This is a genomic window from Rubripirellula lacrimiformis (genome assembly GCF_007741535.1).
Taxonomy (GTDB): Bacteria; Planctomycetota; Planctomycetia; order Pirellulales; family Pirellulaceae; genus Rubripirellula; species Rubripirellula lacrimiformis.
Window position 1 is genome coordinate 5761428 of sequence record NZ_CP036525.1, and the last position, 22554, is coordinate 5783981.

At 58.1% G+C, this 22554-nt stretch carries 11 protein-coding genes and 1 tRNA gene; 8 read left to right on the forward strand and 4 right to left on the reverse strand.

Going from position 1 to position 22554, the window contains the following annotated elements; genetic code table 11:
* Positions 1-228: 228 nt before the first annotated feature.
* Positions 229-987, reverse strand: coding sequence for a 30S ribosomal protein S2 (gene rpsB / locus K227x_RS20150; RefSeq protein WP_145172336.1), 759 nt, complete (start codon positions 985-987; stop codon positions 229-231).
* A gap of 147 nt (positions 988-1134) precedes the next feature.
* On the opposite strand from rpsB, the gene K227x_RS30725 reads away from it, so the two are divergent.
* From K227x_RS30725 to K227x_RS20160, 3 genes are all read left to right on the forward strand, one after another.
* Positions 1135-1530: a hypothetical protein gene (locus K227x_RS30725; RefSeq protein ID WP_218933400.1), complete on the forward strand. Its 396-nt coding sequence runs from the start codon at positions 1135-1137 to the stop codon at positions 1528-1530.
* Between the two features lie 146 nt (positions 1531-1676).
* Positions 1677-4691: an FG-GAP-like repeat-containing protein gene (locus K227x_RS20155; RefSeq protein WP_145172338.1), complete on the forward strand. Its 3015-nt coding sequence runs from the start codon at positions 1677-1679 to the stop codon at positions 4689-4691.
* Between the two features lie 38 nt (positions 4692-4729).
* The gene (locus tag K227x_RS20160; protein ID WP_145172340.1) at positions 4730-7771 is read left to right on the forward strand and encodes an FG-GAP-like repeat-containing protein; all 3042 of its coding nucleotides are present in this window, start codon (positions 4730-4732) and stop codon (positions 7769-7771) included.
* Positions 7772-7796: 25 nt separating this feature from the next.
* Here the strand turns inward: K227x_RS20160 and K227x_RS20165 are convergent, their stop codons facing one another.
* Positions 7797-10775, reverse strand: a complete 2979-nt coding sequence (locus tag K227x_RS20165; RefSeq protein ID WP_218933401.1) for an FG-GAP-like repeat-containing protein — start codon at positions 10773-10775, stop codon at positions 7797-7799.
* Between K227x_RS20165 and K227x_RS30730 the strand changes: the two genes are divergently transcribed.
* Positions 10774-10920 carry a hypothetical protein gene (locus tag K227x_RS30730; protein WP_218933402.1) on the forward strand — a complete coding sequence of 49 codons (147 nt, stop codon included), beginning with the start codon at positions 10774-10776 and terminating at the stop codon, positions 10918-10920. The two genes, K227x_RS20165 and K227x_RS30730, sit on opposite strands and share 2 nt — an antisense overlap.
* A gap of 1 nt (position 10921) precedes the next feature.
* On the opposite strand, the gene K227x_RS20170 is transcribed toward K227x_RS30730, so the two are convergent.
* Positions 10922-13906, reverse strand: a complete 2985-nt coding sequence (locus K227x_RS20170; RefSeq protein WP_218933403.1) for an FG-GAP-like repeat-containing protein — start codon at positions 13904-13906, stop codon at positions 10922-10924.
* A 458-nt stretch (positions 13907-14364) separates the two neighbouring features.
* Here K227x_RS20170 and K227x_RS20175 point away from each other — a divergent pair, with 458 nt between their 5' ends.
* A complete protein-coding gene (locus K227x_RS20175; RefSeq protein ID WP_145172345.1) occupies positions 14365-14550 on the forward strand; it encodes a hypothetical protein in 186 nt (61 codons plus the stop codon).
* A gap of 374 nt (positions 14551-14924) precedes the next feature.
* On the forward strand, positions 14925-16136 hold the full coding sequence (locus K227x_RS20180; RefSeq protein ID WP_145172347.1) for a DUF1559 domain-containing protein: 1212 nt from the start codon (positions 14925-14927) through the stop codon (positions 16134-16136).
* Positions 16137-16358: 222 nt separating this feature from the next.
* Here the strand turns inward: K227x_RS20180 and K227x_RS20185 are convergent.
* Positions 16359-16432, reverse strand: a tRNA-Arg gene (locus tag K227x_RS20185).
* Between the two features lie 1656 nt (positions 16433-18088).
* Between K227x_RS20185 and K227x_RS20190 the strand changes: the two genes are divergently transcribed.
* Together K227x_RS20190 and K227x_RS20195 are read left to right on the forward strand one after the other, a co-directional pair.
* A complete protein-coding gene (locus tag K227x_RS20190; RefSeq protein ID WP_246145990.1) occupies positions 18089-21091 on the forward strand; it encodes a DUF1553 domain-containing protein in 3003 nt (1000 codons plus the stop codon).
* On the forward strand, positions 21081-22538 hold the full coding sequence (locus tag K227x_RS20195) for a DUF1501 domain-containing protein (RefSeq protein WP_145172349.1): 1458 nt from the start codon (positions 21081-21083) through the stop codon (positions 22536-22538). The genes K227x_RS20190 and K227x_RS20195 overlap by 11 nt, the downstream gene beginning before the upstream one ends.
* Positions 22539-22554: the final 16 nt, after the last annotated feature.

Here is a 22554-nt window from a genome sequence, read left to right on the forward strand (position 1 = left end):
CGGTTCTGCTGTTTTGTTGGATCCGAAGCGATCGTGATCGGAAAGCTCCCGAAGACCTCGCGGCCACTGAAAACCCGGCTGGGCTAGCGGCCACTGGTTCGCTTTTCGGACCGCTGACGGCAAGGTCAAACGGTCCGGGTTCGATGGCGGCCGAATTCCCCGGCCACCGGGACACAGAATTCTCTGGTCCCCATGATACCGGTCGGCATCGCGTCGACGAACGACGACCTAGCTGGCCGAAGTTTGTTCGGCGACAGGTTCAGCAGCTGCGGCTGCAGGAGCACCGTCGGACTTGTTCATCGCCAGTTGGCCCTTGCCGGCGTTAACCGCATCAGCCAACTGCTTCATGATCAATTCAACGCTGCGGATACCGTCGTCGTTGCCTGGAATCGGCAAGTCGATTTGCGAAGGATCGCTGTCGGTATCGATCAGGGCAACGGTAGGGATGCCCAATCGTTTGGCTTCACGAACCGCATTGCGTTCCTTGCCTGGGTCAACGATGAACAAGCACTCTGGCAAGCGGTTCATCGAACGAAGACCGTTCAGGTTACGGTACATTTTGCGGTACTCGCGGTTCAGCGACGACTGCATTTTCTTGCTGTAATCGTTGATGCGATCGCTGCCGCGCAGTTCTTCCAATTCTTCCAACCGGGTCAATCGGCTGCGAATGGTTCGGAAGTTGGTCAGCGTTCCACCAAGCCAGCGTTCGCTGACGAAAGGCATTCCGCAACGCAATGCTTGCTCTTCGACGGCTTCACCAGCTTGACGCTTGGTACCGACGAACAGGATCAGGCTGCCACCGGCAGCCACTTGGCTAAGATATTTTTTGGCACGAAGCATGCCGCGAAGTGTTTCGCGGATGTCCATGATGTGGATCTGGTTCTTACGACCAAAGATGTACGGAGCCATCTTTGGGTTCCACAGACTGGTGCGGTGTCCGAAGTGGACGCCAGCTTCAATCATTTCTTGGACGATCGGATTTGCCACTATCAATTTCCTTCAATGTTCTTGCCATCACGGGCTACGAGAAATAGTGACCCACAGAAACAATTTCCGGGTCCTATTTCCAGGGCATCGAGCGGCCAGAAGACTGGTCCAAACGCTCTTCGCCCTTCGTCCCATCAGCGACGGCTGGTGAGTGAAAAGTCGCCCAAAGCAAAATGGGCCGACCATGAGAGCGAAGAACGTACAGGAGCGGCCGTTTTTCAGCAAGAGCGCGACGAAATACTGGCGTTTTCCCCCACTCGAATCGCCCAAGATCATTGGCGGACAGCAAAAACGCAGCTCGCCAGAGAAAACAGCGTATTCGTTGGCACAACCACGAACCGCAGGCCCCCAAACCAACTCCCGATCGAATCCCAACGAACGCCCCCCCCCTCCACAGAAGTCACCTGCAAGCCCCCGATCCACGGCGCCTGCGTCCAGCAGATCGACATGACTGCCTCCAAACCGGCAAGAATCATTCACGCAAGCGATTGCGAGAAAATGCCAGCGGCGTTGCTCGCCATTGCCCCGACTGGCATAAATTGAATGGATGGCAAGCGTCGGAAGCTTGACAATGAACCCCAGATGATCTGACTTTCGTCCCCCCTCCGTAAAGCCATGTCGACCGGACGCCTGCCCCACCCCCCCGGCGCCGGACCGCTCGGATGCTTCCCTCTGTGACCTGATGCTGAATGAGTTTGCTGCCCATTTCATCCAAACGCGTTCATCCATTTGTTCTGGTATTCCCGTTCGCGGTCGTGGTTGCAATCGCGGTGGGATGCCAACGTGAACCCTCGTCGCAACCTCTTTCCGAGGATGCAAACGGCCAATCAGCCACCGCCCCCCAATCGTCCCGAGGATCCGAATCGTCGCTCGGCAATTCAACAGGCCAACCGGCGATGCCGGCCGATCAACTGGAAGCGGCGGGGGACACCGCCGCCACCGTGGGGAACACCAGCTTGGCGATTTCCAGATACCAGCAGGCGATGGACGCGGCCCCCACGCCGTCCCGCAATCTGTTTGACAAATTAGGCCAACAATTCATGACCGCTGGCCGGCCATTTGAGACCATGGCTGTCCTGGATCGCGCGATTGCACAATACGGCGCCGACGCCGATTTGCGTCGAAAGATGGTCAGCGTCCAAGCTTCACTCGGACTGCAGCGTGACGCGGCCGTCCATTTGCGATGGCTGATTCAACGAGGGCACGGCACGCTCGGGCTGTTGATCATGGCCTCGGACCTCAGCCGGCCACAAACCGTCGAATCCACCTGCCGATATTCGCTGAAACAATTCCCCCAAGATTTGCGGCCGCAGTTTTCGTTGGCGTGCATGCCGGCCTATCGCGGGGAATGGCAGGCTGCGGCTGAACTGCTTGCGCCCGTGGTCGCCGCGCACCCCGAATTCGTTCCTGCCCAAGCACTTTATGGCCGCGTGTTGGTCGAACTGGAAGACCACGACGCGATCGAGCAATGGGCCAGTGGCACACCCCCCCCAATCCAACAGAGCCCCCAGTACTGGATCGCAGCGGCGATTCACTACCAACGGAACAATGATCTTGAAAAGGCGAGCCAAGCGTACGCGCTGGCCGCAAAGCGTGCCCCGGACGACGGTGAAATCCTGACCCGCTGGGCAGCCGTGCTGGCCCAACAAGGCAGCGATGAAGAATCGCGTCATGTCGCCAAGCGTGCCAGTCAAGTTGCATCGCTGCGAACCGATGTCGATTCGCTGCTGGGTTGGAACCATCAATCCCAAACCGCCGCGGTCCAGGTTGCCCAACGTCTCGAACAGATGGGGCGATTGTGGGAATCCACCACCTGGCTGCAAGCAGCGCTTCCTATCCAACAGAATCCTCGTGCCGAGATTCAGTCGCTGTACAAAACAGTGCGTGCAAAGCTGACGCGAGACACACCGTGGCGCGCCGATGACTCGGTCGTGGCTGAATTGGTCGCCACCGCATCAAGTTTCACGCCTGACTGGTCCCTTGGCGATGTTCCAACCAGCCGAACCGCGACCGATTCGCTTCGGCCCCCAGCCCGGTTCGCTGATCAGGCGGTCCAGCGGGGGCTGGATCACGTTTGCCGGTTGCACCCGAGCACGAAGCCGCAGACGGGCCTAATGATCTATCAGTCCAATGCGGGCGGAGTCGGCGCCGCAGATTTCGACAACGATGGTTGGCCAGACATCTACTTGACCCAGTCCGACGGGGATCCGTTCAGCGATACGTCGAGCCCCAATCGGATGTTCCGAAACCTGGACGGTGAATTCGCGGACGTCACCGAACACTCCGGGGGCGGAGACCGTGGATTTTCTCAGGGCGTCTGTTTGGCCGACTACAACGACGATGGTTTCGTCGACATTTTGGCCAATAGCATCGGCACCAGCCATCTGTACCGAAACAACGGTGACGGCACATTTTCACAGGTCAAGTCACCAGCCGGATTTCCGTCGGACCTGTGGACAACATCGTCGGCGATCGCTGACTTTGACTCCGACGGAAACGCAGACATTTTCTTGGTGGGGTACTGCGCCGGTCAAGCACCTTTCGAACAACCATGCTTCGACGCCAACCTTGGCGAAAACCGATCCTGTTCGCCGCTGGTCTTCGAAGCTCAGCACGATCGTGTTTTTCGTGGTGTCGGTGACGGCACGTTTGTCGACGCCACGGATCAATGGCTGCAACCGCACACACCCGGCCGCGGATTCGGAATCGTTGTGGGCCAAATCGATTCCACCCCAGGGCTGGATGCCTACGTTGCCAATGACATGTCTAGCAATCATTTCTGGACACGTGACCGCAGCGAAGAGCAAACGTTTGGATGGTCGGAACAGGCCAGCCTGCGTGGTTTGGCATTGAACGCACGATCCCTTTCCCAAGCATCGATGGGGATCGCAACAGGCGATGCCGACAATGACGGCGATCTGGATTTCTTGTTGACGCATTTTTCCGATGACCACAACACGTTTTACGAACAAGTGGTCGATGGAGTTTGGTCCGATCGGTCGAAACAAGTCGACCTCGCTTCGCCATCGGTGCCGATGCTCGGATTCGGCACGCAGTTCCTAGATACGGATAACGATGGGTCGTTGGAACTATTTGTTGCCAACGGCGACATCGATGACTTCACACACGAAGACCGCCTGTACCGACAGCCTGCTCAAGTTTTCAATCGACGCGATGACAACCATTGGCAGCAGGTCCCCGGCGACAGCATTGGCGAATATTTCTCGACAAACCACCTAGGTCGCGCCGCAGCGACCTTGGACGCCAACCGGGATGGTCTGACCGATTTGATCGTCACCCATCTATTTGAACCCGTTGCCCTGCTGATCAATCAAACCCAATCCTCGGATCCCCCCCCATCTTCGGCGCAAATCCAGACGCCTTCGAAACAAATCCGTCTATGGTTAAGGTCAACCACAGGGCACCGCGACGCCATCGGTGCCATTGCGCAGATCAAAAGCGACCAGTCCACGCAAACCGGCTGGCTGATTTCGGGCAATGGTTTTCAATGTTCCAATGAAAGCTGCATTCGCTTTGGAACGGGCAGCATCGAACAAAGCCATGTCCAGCTTTCGATCCAATGGCCAAGCGGTGTGAAAGAGAGTTTTGGAACCGTCGATTCGGCTGGATCGTTCCTGATTGTGGAAGGAACCGGATCAGCTTTCCCGCTGGACGAAAACGAACCGATCGCTGGATCACGTTAAAACCGAACGCCTGACGTATTGAATTTAGAGCAAATTGAATGTCTCTGCCGCTGCTTGATTGCGTCGCCCGATTCTGCCGCACGCCCCACCGCCGTACACATCAGCAGCCCTTGGTCGTACGGATCACCGCGGGCCTGCTGACCACTTTGGGCTTGTTGGGCTTTGTCGGCTGTGATCGTGGTGGCCCATCGCCCGACCAGTCGTTGGAAAGTCCGTCGCTTGACGATCCCAAACCGGCAACAACCCCGCCGTCGTTGGAAACCGCCTACCGGTTCAGCCAGCAGGGTCGCGACGCCGAAGCGCTTGCTGAAGTACGCCGACTGCTGATCGCGACCCCGGACGACCGCGACACATTGTTGATGGCGATCGAACTGGATTCGCGACTAGGCAACTTCTGCGAAGCTGCTGAATTGGCGATCAAGCTTGCGGCCAGCGACCCGACGATCACGGCGGACATGTTGGTACGCGCCTTCGATCTACACTTGCGCTGTAAAGATTTTGCGGGTGCCGAACAGGCCTTGCTGCGGCTATTGCAATTCAGCCCCAACCACGTCGAAGGGCATCGGTTGTCGGCCCAACTTTACAACGCTCAAGGCCGGCGAGCGGAGGCCTGTGAACACGTGATCCAACTGATCCGTTTGCGTGCCGTGCGGCCCGAGGAAACGCTTAGCCTGATCGATAGGCAAGGTCCGTTCTTGTTGGTTTCCTTTGATGACTTTACCAATGCCGAAGAACTTTCCATGTTCTCGCTGGGACGGATCCGGGGACAGTACGTCAAGTTCAACAAGGCATCCAACGAAGTCCTGGATCGGTTGACCCAACTGCGTGAAAAGTTCCCAGACAGTACGGCGGTTGCCGCGTTCCAAGGACGCGTCATCGCAGAAACCGGCCGGCAAGATGCCCTGCGCCAATGGGCCCAATCGTTGCCGCCGGGAATCGAGCAGCAGCCGGAATACTGGCACGCCATTGGCCAGGGCCTATCACTGGAAAACCGCCACGAAGAAGCGATCCGCGCCTTCGGCGAGGCGTTGCGCCGCGACCCAACCGACCGCGGTTCGCTGCGGGGTATCGCCCAGCACTTGGATTCGCTCGGACGTGACGAGGAAGCGGTGCCGATCCGCAACCGCCTAGAAACTCTCGACAAGATCTTTCGAATCGCGAAAGATGCCGACCAAGAACAGGCGGGATGGATTGCCGAACAGTTGCAGACCCTGGTTCGCCCTTGGGAATCCGCCGCATGGTTCATGCAAGCCGCTCGGCTGGGCGGCGATTTCCAACAACAAATCCCCGAACTGAATCGACGCCACGCATCGATCGTGGCATGGGAAAGCCAGCCAGGGGCGACCGCCCAAAAAATCGACAACGCTCGCCTCGTAAGCCTGCTGTCGTTCGAGGTGGACGATTGGCCGATGCCAAAGTTTGGAACGGATCCCACGGGTGCAAATTCGAACCAGGTTGCCCAAACCGATCGCGTGTCACGATTCGAAGACATCGCGTCGAAGGTGGGGCTGGTAGCAGCCTTCCAAAGCGGCTTCCCCGACAACGGGCACGGTTTCTATGCGCATCAAGTCAACGGTGGCGGCCTGGCCGCGGTGGACTACGACCTGGACGGACGCTGCGATGTCTATATCGTCCAGTCCGGTGGGTCCCCCAATGACCGCACCGGGTCGGCCGCCAACCAATTGTTTCGTTGCCTTCCCGACGCAAAATTCCAAGAAGTGACCGAACCGTCGGGCAGTGGCGACCGCAGCCTAGGCCAGGGCGTGTGCGCCGGCGACATCAACCAGGACGGATTCCTAGACCTGGTGATCGCCAATATCGGTGCCAATACGGTCCTGATCAATCAAGGTGACGGAACCTTTCGCGAACAGTTCGTTGCCAACATCAGCAACGTCGATAACTGGACTTCGTGTCTGGTACTGGGTGACCTCAGTGGCGACCACTTGCCCGAGCTGATCGAGATCAATTACATCGACGACCCCACGGCCTACACCGTTCGATGCGAAGACGACTACTTGGCCTGCCAACCGCAAAAGTATCAAGCAGCCGCTGACCGAGTTCACCAGATTTCAGCGGACGGTCAATTCCATCCCTGGCAGGCCGCCGAATCGATGACCGAACATCCGAAACTTGGCTTTGGCGTGGTGATCGCGAACTTCGATCGCAAGGACGGCAACGACATGTTTATCGCCAACGATGGTGACCTGAATCATTACTGGACCAGCATCGCGGCGGCGGATGCGGACAACGATCGGTTTGGGATCCATGAATCCGGCATCGTCCGCGGCTGCAGCACTGGGCGCAGCGGCAACAGCCAAGCCTGCATGGGAGTCGCCGCGGGGGATTTCAATCGTGACGGAACTCTTGATTTGCACGTAACCAATTTCTTACGCGAATCAGTCAACCTGTTCATGCAATCAAAGTCCGGTTACTTTTCCGATGAATGCCTTGCGTATCAGTTGGTCGAACCGTCCTATGGTGTCCTGGGTTTTGGAACTCAATCGGCCGACTTTGACAACGATGGATGGCTCGACTTGGCGGTGCTGAACGGCCACGTTTTCAACGCCGATGACGATGCGATTGCGTACAAGATGCAACCGCAAGTGTTGCAGGGCCAACAGGGACGCTTCACCGCATTGGCATCCGAACAGATTGGCCCCTATTGGCAGGAAGATCGGCTGGGACGAACCTTGGCGATGCTGGACTGGAACCACGATGGAAAAATGGATCTGCTGGCCAATCACTTAGATGCGCCCATCGCACTGCTGGAAAACGAATCCGATTCCCAAAACTGGATCCAACTGGAACTGGTGGGAACGACCAGTGAACGCGACGCCATCGGGGCCGAGGTCCAGGTCCGCTGTGGTGATCAGCAATGGACGGGATGGCAATTCGGTGGCGATGGCTTGATGTCGACCAACCAGCCCATCGTTCACTTTGGGCTTGGCAGCAACGAGACGATCGACCAAATCGAGATCCATTGGCCGTCGGGGGATCATCAGACCTTCCAAAACCCCAAGCCAGCACAGCGATACTTGGTCGTTGAAAATGACGACCAGATGTACCCGCGATTGGATTGATCATCGCAGTCGCGGTGGACCGGAATCATTCGACAACGTGGGCGATTCCATGGCCTTCGACCAACAGGTACTGCTGATTCACGCTGAGCCCAGAATAGGTTTCCGTTGTGCCGGCCGGCCACCGCACGGTCACCTCGTCGATGGCATCCGCCTGACCTAGACCGACGTCCAGCACCGATTCGTTGCTGCACAGCAAACCGTCCCCTCCGGTCTGCCATGCAGACCATAGCTGATCACCACAGCGGACCTGAACCTCGGCCCCGATGGCGTCTCGTTCACTGGTCGATCCCACCAATTCGAATCGGATCGCGTTGCCCGTCGCTGTCACGTTCTGAAGCAACGCCGCCGGTCGATCCAAATGATTGACGATCAGGTCAGGTCGGCGATCGCCATTCCAATCGACGATCGCCATCGTTCGCCCCAGTGCCGACGTCGACCAGTAGGGACGATCAGCCGAATCCTTGTCCAACAAATCAAATCCACGCGACGATCCGGCAAAGTACTGGGGCAACATCTGATAGGGCTTCCCACGATGCCGGTGGTCGACAAGGTGACCGTTGACCATGGCAATGTCCAGCCATCCGTTGCGATCAAAATCGACCGACTGTGCGCCCCACCCCACGGTTTGACGCGTGTCTTCGTAGAGCCCCAGTTTGACGCTGGAATTGGTAAAGAAACCACTTGCGTCCAACAGGAACAGATCGGCCGCTTGATCCCAAAAGTTGGTGACCAGCAGATCAAGCGTGCCGGTGCGATCAAAGTCTCCCTGGGCAACTCCCATGCATCCCTGGCGTTGACCAAGCAGCCCCAAACCACAACCTTGCAGCACCGCGTTTTCTCGCAACTGGACGGAACCGGATTCGTCGTCTCGCTGGCTGGTCCAGTATTGGTTCTGTAGCGTATCGTTGGCGACAAACAAATCGTTGCCTTCCTTGCGATCGAAATTCGCAATCACGGCGGCAAAACCGTAGCTAGGCTTGTCGGGCAAAGACTCGAACCCATCCCAATCCACCACGCTTCCGTCGACGCCCACGCGATACACGCGATCGGCTGCCGGACGAAACTTGGATGGGCTGCACAGATCTTCATCAGGCGTACAGGGTGCCGTTAGAACACTGGGATCGTCGATGTAATTGACTTCGAAAATCTCAGGCAATCGGTCACCATCTAGATCTCCACAGGCGATCGAGGTTGTCCAAGATTCCCCAAACGCAGCCGACTCCCGCTCGCCACGACGGAAGGTGCCATCGCCGTTGTTGATCAAGACCACATTCACACCGATGTTCGCGACGACCAAGTCCGCAAATCCGTCTTGGTTCAAATCCGCCACCGCGACACCTTGCCCGTACCCCTGATCCCCCACACCCGCCATGGCCGACACGCTCACGGCCGCGCCGTCCACGTTGCGGAACATTTCATTCGCAAGCGAACCATGCGGATCGTACGCATCGCCACCACCTTGGGTCAGATACAGATCCGATCGTCCGTCCAAGTCAAAGTCGATGACGCCAATCCCACCGCCGGTCAATTGATGAAGAAACCGCTGGTCGCTGGTTGGATCGGTGCCCGAGTCGTACTGAAACACCATCCCGATTTCGTCCGTTACGTCCTGTAGCGGAATGGACGCGGGGTTGGCGGATGCGGGCGATTCCAAGTCGCGGCCAGAAGCCGAGTCCCGGATAGATCGCACAAGCTTGTCCCTGGTCGGTGCGGGCCAATCAGCCAATGAAATTCCGCATACGGTTGCCGTCACGGGGTCACCGAACATGAATGCGGGCCCCGGTTCAGCGGCAACCAGCGCCGATCGCTGTTGCTGGACCCGTTGCAGTTCGCGGTCCGTGCTGCCATGTGTTCGCAGTGCGACTTCACGCCACGCGACCGATTCCCAGGGTCGCCCCAGTTCATCCAATATCGCCGCAACGCGATTGAGTTCCGACCGAGATCCTCGCTGGCGTCCGATGATTCGCATGATCCCAGCCATTTCGTTCAACCGATCGAAATGCTCTGCCACGCACTGCGATGTTTCGGCTTGACCTTGGATCTGCAGCGATCGAGACATTGCGATCATGGAAAACCGATCGGTGGGATCACGTGCAACGGCCTCGGCAAAACAACGGATTGCCATCGGATGTTCGTCGCGGCGCTGCAGCCACATGCCCAACGCGTGCCAGTACTCGGGCTGGACCTCGATCCCTTCGGGCAATCGCGTGGTCCATTCTTCGATGGCACGATCGTCTTCCAGATCCGAATAGATTCGGCCTTCCATTGCGATGATTGCTGTCGAATCGGGAAACCTGCGAGCTAACGTTTCGATCAAACGTCGGGCCTGATCCAAGTGCCCATCGGATCGCACGAACCGGACAAGAGTCAGCAACCCTGGTGACCACTGATCTGGGTTGGTTCCCTGCATCGGCGGCTGATTGCCAAATGCGTCCCCATAGCAGTTCATTGCGAACAGTTCTTTTTCGGTGACATCGCCGCTTCGGGCCAGAGCCCGCAGATGGTCAGCGGCCTCGACGCGACGCCCCTGCTGATTCAACAACGATGCCAGTTGACGATGAACCCGTTTGACGCTGCCCTGCAGATTAAGAATCTCGTTGAACCGCTGCTCGGCGGCTTCGACATTCCCCTCGTCGGCCAACCACTGGGCGGCCAACCAATTTGCTTCGCAGCGAACCTCCACTTCGGAAACCGGAACGGATTCCAGCAACTGTGCCGCTGCCAACTTCTCACCAAGAGCCGCTTGGCACTTTGCAAATAACACGACGGCGCCGAGATCCAACGGCTCGGCGATCAACAACGGTCGCAACAGGTCTTGCGTTTCGGTGTAGTTCGTCTTGCTGAAACTGGCCTGCGCACGCTCCAGAACTGCGGCGGGTGACGAATCTTGGTTGCGATCCGCGATCTGCTGCTGGACCTGACGCTGGCGCAGCTTGGCGTAGGCCGAATCATCATCACCGCCACCGCACCCAACGACAGCCAACACCACCACCGAACCAACCATGCCCCCTGCTCGTTTGACCGAGGCCAGTGTAACCGAGGCCAGCGTGATCGAAGCCTGTTTGACCGAAGCTCGCTTGATCGAAGCTCGCGATATCCAAGCCATCGATTTCCAGCCCGGCCCCATCGTCCAATTCCGCATCGTGTAGGTCATCTTTCCCTCGTCTGGAACGCCGTGTCGAATCCCTCGACAAGGACATAATTCTTGCCCGTCGGCAGGTCCCCAATCTCTTGGACATTGCCCCGCCCCCAATCCACCGACACGTCGCGAACGACCGTTTGATTCCCCACCCCGAATCGAACCCTGCGTTGGTTGCTGGCCATGTAACCATCCCCGGAAAGCAATTGGCCAGCCACCTGACGATCACCGACTTTGGCTCGCACGACCGCGCCGATCGCATCACGCTGGCCGCTGGTCGATTTCAGTTCGAACGTAACCGATGCTCCCGCGCCGTCGGAATCGTTGACAAGCAACGCAACCGGTTCGTACAGATGCGACACGATCGCGTCCGCCTTGCCATCAACGTTGATGTCCGCAATGGCAAGTGCGCGGCCCAGATGGTCTCGTTCAAAGAACGGGCCCAATTGCTGTCGATCGATTTCGTCCCACGATCCGTTTCGGCTGCGATGAAAAACTTGTGTGGGCATGTAGTACGAAACGTCATCGCGGCCGACGTCGTCCACATGCCCATTGGTCAGTATCAATTCCAATTCGCCGTCGTTGTTGAAATCTGCCCACTGCGTTCCAAACCCAAGCAGCTTGATCGATGGCTGGGCAAGCCCGACTTGATGGGATCGATCGGACCAAACACCGGGGCCCACTTGTTCATAGAATGTGTTGTGATCATCGGCAAAGTGGGACAGAAAAAAGTCGATGTCACCGTCGCCATCGGGATCGCCTGCCGCCATCCCCATCGAAGCTTGCGACAGCGACCTAGCGTTCAGCCCAAGTCCGCGGATCGCGCCGATTTCGACCAGTTCGAATTGCCCGGATTGCTGGCTCGCCGACCACAGGTGGTTCACGGTCATGTCATTGGCAACGTACAAATCCAGTCCGGGTGTTTCGTCCAATTGGCCCGCCACGATCCCCAACCCGCGTCCCGGGCTGCGTTGATCCATCCAGCGCTCCGTCACATCGACAAAGGTCCCATCGCCAACTCCTTTCCACACACGGTCGGTCGCAGCCTCGAAATGCAATGGTGGACAAGTCGAGATGCCCTGCGCGTTGTGGCACCCGTCACGGAAAGGCGACTCGCCATCGCAATACGCGACTTCGAATAGGTCTGCGATCCCATCGCTATCGATGTCCGCAATCACAACCGACGTGGTCCACTTTGCACCGCTCAACTTTGCCTGTTCTGTCACATCCGTGAACGTGCCATCGCCATTGTTTCGATACAGACGGTTGCCACCGATGTTGGCGTCGAACAGATCCGGAAATCCATCGTCGTTGTAGTCACCCACAGCAATGCCTTGGCCAAAACCGTGATCCAGGTATCCGGCTGAAACGGTCACGTCGACGAACTGTCCCGCGATGTTCCGATGCAATCCGTTCAGCGATGAATCGGTTGCCAAGGGTTGCCCATCGAGCACTGCCGCTGCGACGTCGGGGTATCCGTCCAAGTCAAAATCGATCACCGCCACACCGCCACCGACGGTCTGGTAGATCCAGTGTCCGTCTTGCTGTGCATCGGGCGCAATGGCACAGGTGTGGTTCAGCCCGCGTTGCTTGGACTGGTCATCGAATCGGATTGGAGTGCTGTCCAGCCGGGCCGCCGAGGCCGCGACGGCAGGCAAAACACCGGGGGATCCCGGGGTCGGATCGACCAGCGCCAGACCGCTTAGATCGATTCGTTGGGCGATATCGAATCCGGACAGTTGCCATGGCGTCTGTTTCGACAATCCCTTTCGAATGGCCAAATAGCGATCTCGCAAATCATCAACGTGATCATCGGGCAACACGGTTGCCAACCTAGCCCAGCCCTCGGCCTCCCAAATCCTTCCCAGTGCGACCAGAGCCTCGGCAACCTTCAAGGCACTCTTTTGCGAATTGCTTTTTCGTTCGAAATGAATCGCCAAGGCATCACGAAGACTGGTTTGCCGGACAATCTGATCGGCGACCAATTCAGCGTCGCTATCGCGCCCCATCTGTTTCAGGCAAACCAACAAAGAGGTCAGCGTTTCGGGGTACCGCATCTGGTCGTGATTGAGGGCCTCCCAGAACGAGCGTGCGGCACTTTCGTATCGCCCCTGGGACTGTGCCCATAACCCCATAGCAATCCAATATTCGGGGAACGTCGGGGCACCATCAGGCATCTGCTTTGCCCAATCCGGAATTTCGTCGTACCGGCCGCTCCTGGCTAGCGCTAACCCGAGCCATGCATACGCCGGTACAAATTCAGGGTGGCGCAGGGATACCTTTCCCAGCCGATCGGCGGCGGCCTGCCAATCCATCTGGGATGCATCCCGTTGCGCCAGGCAAAACTCTGGCCTCCGATCCGTCGGTTCCCGCTGCATCAAATTCAGACACATTTCACTGTCCGGTTCGACACGGCCCGGGTCGGCAAGCACGGCCAATGATTCCGGATCACCATGCCCATGCATCAACAACCATTTCAACGATGGGATGGCTAACTGGGGCAACCCAACCATGGCCGATAACCCGACCAGATCGTAATGACCTTGAATATCATCCGGGTACAGCTCGCTGCTTCGTCGCAGCGTTTCCACCGCCTCGAACGGTCGGTTCGACTTCATCTGCAGTTCGCTGTGCTTTCGAAGCAGAGCCAGCGATGGGCGATCCGACAGGTCGACCGCGGACTGGTACATCGACGAAGCTTCTTGGATGTCGCCTCGCGCAACCGCGATGTCGCCCGCCAATTCGATCGCCACCGCGTCGCCAGGCTGCTGCAGCAAATGTTGGCGAATCGAATTTTGTGCGTTGCCGAGGTCTCCGCGGCCTAGCGCCTGGGAAGCGATCACACGATAGTTTTCAGGCTGCGGGCGGACATCGACTGTTGCATCTCCGGGCGACAACGATCGCACCGGATCGGATGGCGGATCTTCCGAGCCGCAACCAACACACACCAGTGCCAACGCAATCCAAAGGCAATGTATCGTACGACAACGGGTCACTCTTAGATTCTCCCTACCGAACATTCTGGATCCAACATCGCAGGCCGGCTGCACCGCACAAACAACGCAGGTCCCCCCTGCGCATCCAAACCAACTCAACCGTCTGCAAATCGCCGGGGGTCCCAAGCAGCCGGACGAACGCGACCAGGCTTGTTGATCATACTACAGCCACCGCCGCAGTCGCGCTCATCACTGGCCATCCTTTGGGCGTGTTGCGAATTCGCCCACCGCCGGTTTTCTCGCTAGGCGGTGCAGCGAGTTCCCCGGCGCTTTCTCCACCATCGGATTCACTTTTCCAGGCGACCGATCGGGACAGGCCATTGAACCGGATCGAAGATTTTGCTGAAACCCTTGACGATCAGATGCGAGACAAGGACACTCAATTGAGATGCGTTCAAGCGAGCATTTTCATTTGGTAACTTTTCTTAGTATCCCGCGACCTTTCTGAGGACCTATCTATGACGAAATCGATTTTCTGCGTTTTGGCGTTTTGCTTTTGCCTGATCAGCACCACTGGTTGCGGCGGCGGCGGCACCGAGCCTGAATTCAACGAATCGGAAGCTCAAACTGAGACCGAACAAGCTGCTGCAGACGATTACATGAAGCAAATGCAGCAACAGCAAAAAGAGCAGTACGGCAACTAGCTGAACCTCTGCACCGTCAACGACCATGGACATTTTGTCCACCTGCCGGCCACGGATGGCCGCGTCGTTGGACTGGAAACCTCTTGTAGGCTGACCGGAATTCTACCGGCACAGGACCACCCCAATTGCGATATCTACGCTGCGAATGGTGCTCGACAGGCGGATAAGCCGCCATCGGGACCACCATCCGTGGGGGGGTTGGTTCCAGGCACAAACGTCGTAAAAACACAAAAGCAATGAGATCAATTGCATTGACGGATGATTTTGCTACCCTTATCGTTCAGTTATTGTCATACTGAGTGGCAATGTCTGCGGTCCCGGGGCTTCCAGGGCCCGCAATTGCGGTCTTTTCCTCATTCTTAAGGTCTTTGTAAATGAAACGAACAGGCAACTCGCATTCGCGAGCTGGGTTCACGTTGGTAGAACTGCTGGTGGTTATCGCCATCATCGGGGTTTTGGTGGGGCTTCTGTTGCCTGCCGTACAAGCCGCTCGTGAAGCCGCACGCCGAATGAGCTGCAGCAACAACTTCAAGCAAATTGGCTTGGCGCTGCATAACTATCATTCTGCTTACAACATGCTGCCCATGAATCGTGGCGGAACGGCAGACAAGGGACTCGGCGGCGATCACTCCAACTACATGAGCATTAGCTGGTTGGTCGGCATTTTGCCGTACATCGAACAGCAAGGCTTGTGGGAACAAGTTTCAAATCCTTTGGACCTGAAACGTGATGGCCGGACTCGTACCGAGGCCGGGCAGCCGATCTTTCCAGCCATGGGTCCAAACCCGTGGCACGAAGATTACCAACCTTGGTTGACTCAGGTTCCTGGTTACCGCTGTCCAAGCGATCCACCGATTTCGGCGCCTAACCGCGTTGCGTTTTCGAACTACGCTGCCTGTGCTGGCGATGCATACTTCGAACAGCACCACGGTGGGATCAACGACCAAGGTGTCTCCAGTGGCGACGGCACCTGGGGTGACGAAGCTGGTTCCCGTTGGGGTCGGGGTGCATTCCGCAACCGTCACTTCACACGGTTCCGCGACTTCACCGACGGATTGTCCAACACGATCGCCGCTGGCGAGAACGCTGTCGACGATTTGCAACGATCGGCTAAGACGACACCGTATCGGGACAACACCAGCAACATGGCGTTGCCTCCGAACAACTGGGAACAGTACTTGGATCCATTGCGACCCGGTTGGTGGCTTTCCACCGTTGCCAGCAACGCAACGCCTGGACTTGATGACCCAGAAAACCACGGTCGCGGCCGTCGCTGGTCAGACGGACGTCCACAGTTTTCGCAGTTCCACACCATTCGTCCGCCAAACAGTTACAGCGTATTTCGTAACCACGGCGACTTTGGCTATGGATCGGCATCCAGTCGTCACCAAGGTGGCGTCCATATCCTGATGGCTGACGGTGCGATTAAGTTCATCACCGACTCGGTAGACGCTGGTGACCAGAACATCGTTCCTTTTGGCCAAGGGGCCAACGGCAAGGGCGACTCCGGCAAGGCCAGCCCTTACGGCGTCTGGGGCAAGATGGGCACCAAAGCGAACGGCGAAACGTTTGAAGACCCGTTCTAGTCAACGGAATCATCGTTAGTTCAACCAATGCAAAACGGGCGTGACCCAAAAGTCACGTCCGTTTTTTTCGTTGACGCTCAGTGGTTCGGGTGATCACAGTGCTCTGATGCCACGGCGCTCTGACGCCACAAGTGCACTGGTGCCACAGAGGGATGGTCACGGTGGCTTTGAATCTGAAAATTAAATCTCAGACAAAAAAGCCAAAAGGGCCATCCGACAAGATACGCCCGGGAGGACTCGAACCTCCGACCGCCGCATTAGAAGTGCGATGCTCTATCCAGCTGAGCTACGGGCGCAAGACGTCTTTGCGATGTCGTTTACAACCGGGACACAACTTTGAGCCCAGTTTGACGGCAAAAACTTCCCCGACGACGCAAAACAGGCCGAACGGGCATCCAAACCGGGGCTGCTGGGCAGCATCCGGAATGACTAACCACAGTCTATCGGAATCCAAGGCATCCGCGAAGCCGGATAGCCACCCCTCCCCCAGATCCCGCGGAGCCAAGTCCCGCGGAGCCAGATCCCCCAGAGCCCGCGAACGTTTCAAGATGCAACGTTCGCATCGCTGTCGGGATCCCCAGCGGAATCCGGGGATGCCCCCCCAAAAATAACGCAATGAAGAGCCGGGCAAGAACATCGCCCACGCCAGGCAAGCAGGAACAAAGTAGGCCGGATCAAGGAGCGAAGCGACACAAATCCGGCAATCCCCAACAACCAGTCGCGTAGTCCGGCCAACACCCCCATACCCAAACGCGCCGCAGGCAGGGCACAAGGCCAAACGACAGCGGCAGTCATGCACAACGCATACGATCCGTGCGCAAAATCGTTTCACCGCGAGGGCAACGCCCCGTGCGTCCACGTGCTTAGAGCGCGCGGTCAAATGACCGAGGAGCTCATGCACCGAACACGCGATCCGTGCGCAAAATCGTTTAACCGCGTGGGCATCGCCCCGTGCGTCCACGTGCTGAAAAGGCGCGGTCAAACGACTGGGGAGCTCATGCGCCGCGCACGCGATCCGTGCGCTAAATCGTTTACCCGCGAGGGCATCGCCCCGTGCGTCCACGTGCTGAAACGCGCGGCCCGATGGGCACGCGGTTAAACGACAGGGCAACGCACCGGACGTTCACGTGCTTAAAGCGCGCGGTCAAGCGACTGGGGAGCTCATGCGCCGCGCACGCGATCCGTGCGCTAAATCGTTTAACCGCGTGGGCATCGCCCCGTGCGTCCACGTGCTGAAACGCGCGGCCCGATGGGCACGCGGTTAAACGATAGGGCAACGCACCGGACGTCCACGCGCTGAAAGCGCGCAGCCAAACGACTGGGGAGCTCATGCACCGCGCATGCGCTCCGTGCGCTAAATCGTTTAACCGCGTGGGCAACGCCCCGTGCGTCCACGTGCTGAAAACGCGCGGCCCGATGGGCACGCGGTTAAACGATAGCGCAACACACCGGACGTTCACGTGCTTAAAGCGCGCAGCCAAACGACTGGGGAGCTCATGCACCGCGCATCCGATCCGTGCGCAAAATCGTTTAACCGCGTGGGCATCGCCCCGTGCGTCCACGTAACCAAACGCGCAGCCAAACGACTGGGGAGCTCATGTACCGCGCACGCGATCCGTGCGCTAAATCGTTTAACCGCGTGGGCAACGCCCCGTGCGTTCACGTAACCAGACGCGCGGCCCGATGGGCACGCGGTTAAACGATAGGGCATCGCCCCGTGCGTCCACGTGCTGAAAACGCGCGGCCTGGATGGGCACGCGGTTAAACGACGGGGGCATCGCTCCGTGCTCGTGATCGCCATAACGGTTGCCCCCTTGGTTCACCGAACCGGAAATCACCTATCGCACTTCTCGCGACTCCCCCCCACGATCCAGCAAACGACGGTGCCAGATCGCTTGTGTTATGATGGGGCCCCCTCCCCCACCTTCCCACCTGTTTGCCAGGAGTGCCTTGTGCTTCAGGTCTCTCGCCGATGGTCGCTAATTGCGGTGACTCTCCTGTCGGCTCTAAGTTTCATTTGCTGCTCCGCACGATCCGATGGAGCGGAACCGGTTTCTTTCCAGGATGCGATTGCACCTCTGCTTGAAAACCGCTGTCTCCAGTGCCATAACGATGATCTGGCCGAAGGCGGACTGTCGCTAACCACCGCGGCTGACTTGATGGACGGCGGCCATGTCCAACCGGGCGACGCCAGTTCCAGTGATCTGATCCGGTTGGTGACTCCGCACGGGCCACGCGCGGAGATGCCCAAAGACGAACAACCGCTCAGCCAAAACCAGATCGACGTGCTGTCGAAGTGGATTCAAGAGGGAGCCGACTGGCCGGCACAGATCAGGTTGTCCGTACCGGTTGTCAGCGATATGGATTGGTGGTCTCTGCGACCGCTAACCCGTCCGCCCCTGCCGACCGCTGCAACCGCGAAACATCCGGTGGACCAGTTCCTAGAATCGGGTTACGCATCCAAAGGATTGACGCCTGTCGGCACAGCATCGGCACGGAATCTTGTGCGGCGACTGTTTTACGACCTGACCGGGTTACCACCGGGCAGCCAAGAAGTCGACCGCTTTCAAGCTGCCTGGAACCAAGATCCCGACACCGCTTGGACGGAACTGGTGGACCGATTGCTGGCCTCGGTCGAGTACGGTGAAAAATTCGCACACCATTGGCTCGACCTGGCTCGCTATGCCGAAACTCACGGTTACGACAAAGACAAGTTGCGGAACAACGCCTGGCCCTACCGCGATTACGTGATCGATAGTTTCCATGCCGACAAGCCGTATTCTCGGTTCATCCAGGAACAGGTTGCCGGGGACGTGCTATTCCCCGGCCAAGCGGACGGGATCGTGGGATTAGGATTCCTGGCCGCCGGGCCGTGGGACCTGATTGGACACGTCGAAGTCGGCGAAGCCAAACAGGACGGGCGAATTGCCAAACACCTGGATCGGGACGAAATGCTGGCGGCCTGCTTCAACGTGTTCATGAGCACAACGATCCAGTGCGCCCAGTGCCATAACCACAAGTTCGATCCGCTGACGATGCAGGATTACTACCAGGGGCAAGCGATTTTTGCGGCAGTCGACCGTGCCGATCGAATTTACAGCGGACTTTCATCGGACCAGCAGCAGGCGATGGCGGACCTACGAAACGAACTTGCCGACCTAAAAACTGAAACGCAACGACTAACCACCGAAGCGAACAACCGCTTGCCACCCAAGGTCGCCGACATCGATCGGCGGATCGGTATCTTGCAAGATCAGTTTGCCCGGCAACCACCTTCACAGCATGGCTACCACAGCCAGATTTCGAAGTCGCCAACAGCCCCCAAATGGGTCCAGGTCGACTTTGGACAACCGGTCTCGGTCCATCAGATTCGGTTGCGTGCCGCCTTTGACAACTACAATCAGATCGGAGCGGGATTTGGGTTCCCGGTCCGCTTTCGCATCGAAGGATCCCTGGCCCCTTCGTTCGATGATGCATCCGTTCGGTTGCTGCACGACGCAACCCAGGCCGACCAACCGAACCCCGGACTAAAACCCGTTCCGATCTTGGTCGATGATCCTCCTGTGCGATACGTCCGCGTGACAGCCACGCATTTGGCCGAGCGAAATCGTGATTTCATCTTTGCGCTAGCGGAACTGGAATTTGATCTCGACCGTGATGTGAAGGCGTCGATCACCGCATTGGATTCGATTGAATCGGGCGATCGGTGGCGACGAAGCAATCTGATCGACGGGATCTACCACCAAGAACTGAGCGATCCCGCCGCACAACAGGAATTGCGGGAACTGCAACTCACACGGCGGCAGTTGTCCGCCCAAGCCGAAGACCGGCATGCCACCGCTCGACTGTCCGAAATTCACAAGCGCCGCTTGGAACTGGAGACAAAGATCAGTCAGTTTCCCCAGGGCGAATACGTCTACGCCGCGGCCACACAATTCAAATCCGCGGGGAAATTCATCGCGACCGACGGGGCACCGCGAACGATCCGTCTGTTGCATCGAGGCGACATTGGTTCGCCCGGCGACACGATGTTGCCGAACGGACCGAAGTTTTGGACAAACGCGGCGGAACCCTTCGCGGACATTGCCGCCCAGGACGAACAAGCCGCTCGTGCGGCACTCGCGACGTACCTGTCGTCACCCGACAACCCGCTGGCTTGGCGGACGATTGCTAACCGTCTGTGGCAATGGACTTTCGGACAACCACTGGCCGGCACTCCCAACGATTTCGGACGAATGGGAATGCAACCGTCCAACCCTGAATTGCTGGATTACCTTGCCGCGAGATTGCGAGATGATCCACAGCACTCGTTGAAATCAATCGTTCGTTTATTGGTCACCAGCGACGCCTATCGCCTAGCGACGGACACCGATCAAGCGAATGCGAACATCGATGCGGACAATGCCTTTCTTTGGCGATCCAACCGCCGCCGTCTGAGCGCCGAGGAACTGCGTGATTCGATGCTGTCGCTGGCCGGGGTGCTGCAAATGGAACCGCGGGGCGGGCCAAGTTTCCAGGATTTTGTTGTCGAGAAACCTCAGCATTCGCCACACTTCGAATACCACTTGCACGACCCACTTGACCCACGCTCTCATCGCCGCAGCATCTACCGATTTGTGGTCCGTTCCCAGCCACAACCGATGCTGACGACCCTTGACTGCGCCGACCCATCGATCAGTGTTCCAATGCGTGACGAATCCACAACGTCGCTGCAAGCACTGACCCAGTGGAACAGTCGGCTGTCGATCGCGATGGCGGACCAATTCGCCACTCGCCTGGAATCCCAATCGTTTTCGTCTGCACCGTCGGCTGTCCAGTGGGCATGTCGCGAAGCTTGGGGCCGCGGTCCGACGGACAGTGAACGGTCCGTGTTGGTGCCACTGCTTCAGCAACAAGGTGGTTCAACCCTGGGCCGCGTTCTCATGAATTCAAGTCAGTTTACCTATGTCGAATAACTTGCAACCCAATCGACGAACTTGGTTGAAACAGGGCATCGGCGGATTCGCTGGACTTGCGTTGTCGGACATGTTGCGCAAAGAGAAGGCCGTGGGGGCCGGTGCATCCACCGCGTTCCATCACCCGCCTCGCGTGAAGCGGGTCGTGCAGTTATTCATGGCGGGGGCCGCCAGCCACGTCGACACGTTTGACCACAAACCTTATCTGACCAAGAACCATGGCGACCCTTGGGATCCGGGCGAACAGGTCGAACTGTTTCAGAGCACGCCGGGGGCGACCATGGGCAGCCCATGGAAATTCCGCCCCTATGGCGATCAGGGCAAGATGTTAAGCGACATCGTGGCTCCGCTTGGGAAAGTCGCCGATCAGATTGCCTTTGTCCACAACGTGGTCGGCAAGACCGGTGTCCACAGCCAAGGCACGCTGTTGCAGACCACCGGTTTCAACCTGCCCGGATTCCCAAGTGCGGGGTCGTGGGTGTCGTATGGGCTGGGAAGTGAAAACGACAACCTGCCCAGTTTTGTCGTCTTGCCCGACCACCGTGGACTGGCATCCAACGGCGCCAAGAATTGGGGCAGCGCGTTTCTGCCCGCCGAACATCAAGGGACCGTCATCCGACCGGGGCGTGATGATCCCATCGCCAATCTGTTTCCGCCGGCGGACGCCAACATCGATTCCGCCACGGAACTGGCCGGCCGAGACGCGTTAGCCAACCTGAACCAACAATACGCTCAACACCGCCCCGAAGATGACCGATTGGCGGCTCGCGTTCATGCGTACCAATTGGCCGCTGCGATGCAGTTGTCGGCTACCGATGCGTTGGACGTGTCCGCAGAACCTCAATACATCCATGACATGTACGGTCTATCGCCGCATGGGCCCGGAGTCGCTGATGACCAGATCAACGTTGCCGCAGAAACCGAATTCTTTGGCCGCAAGTGTTTGATCGCACGGCGACTACTGGAACGCGGGGTGCGGTTCGTGCAAGTCTGGAGCGGGAACGACAATGGCCACCCACGTCGCAACTGGGACAGCCACGAAAACGTCAAACGGGACCACGAACCGCTGGCGATGGGGATGGCACAAGGAGCATCGGCATTGATCCAGGATCTAGAACAACGCGGACTGCTGGAAGACACGCTGATTTTGTGGACGACCGAGTTTGGCCGAATGCCCTGTTCGCAAGGCAGCCTAGGTCGCGATCACAATCCGTTCGTCTTCACTAACTGGATGTGCGGCGGCGGGATTCGGCCGGGGACTTACGGCGAAAGCGACATCTGGGGCTACAAACCGCAAGAACGAAACAACAAAACCGAGGTCTACGATATCCACGCCACCGTGATGCACTTGTTGGGTGTGGATCACACTCGGTTATCCGTCCGTCACAACGGCATTGATCGTCGATTGACGGATGTCCATGGGCGTGTCCTTACCGACCTGTTGTAGATCTTTCGAAGAGCAA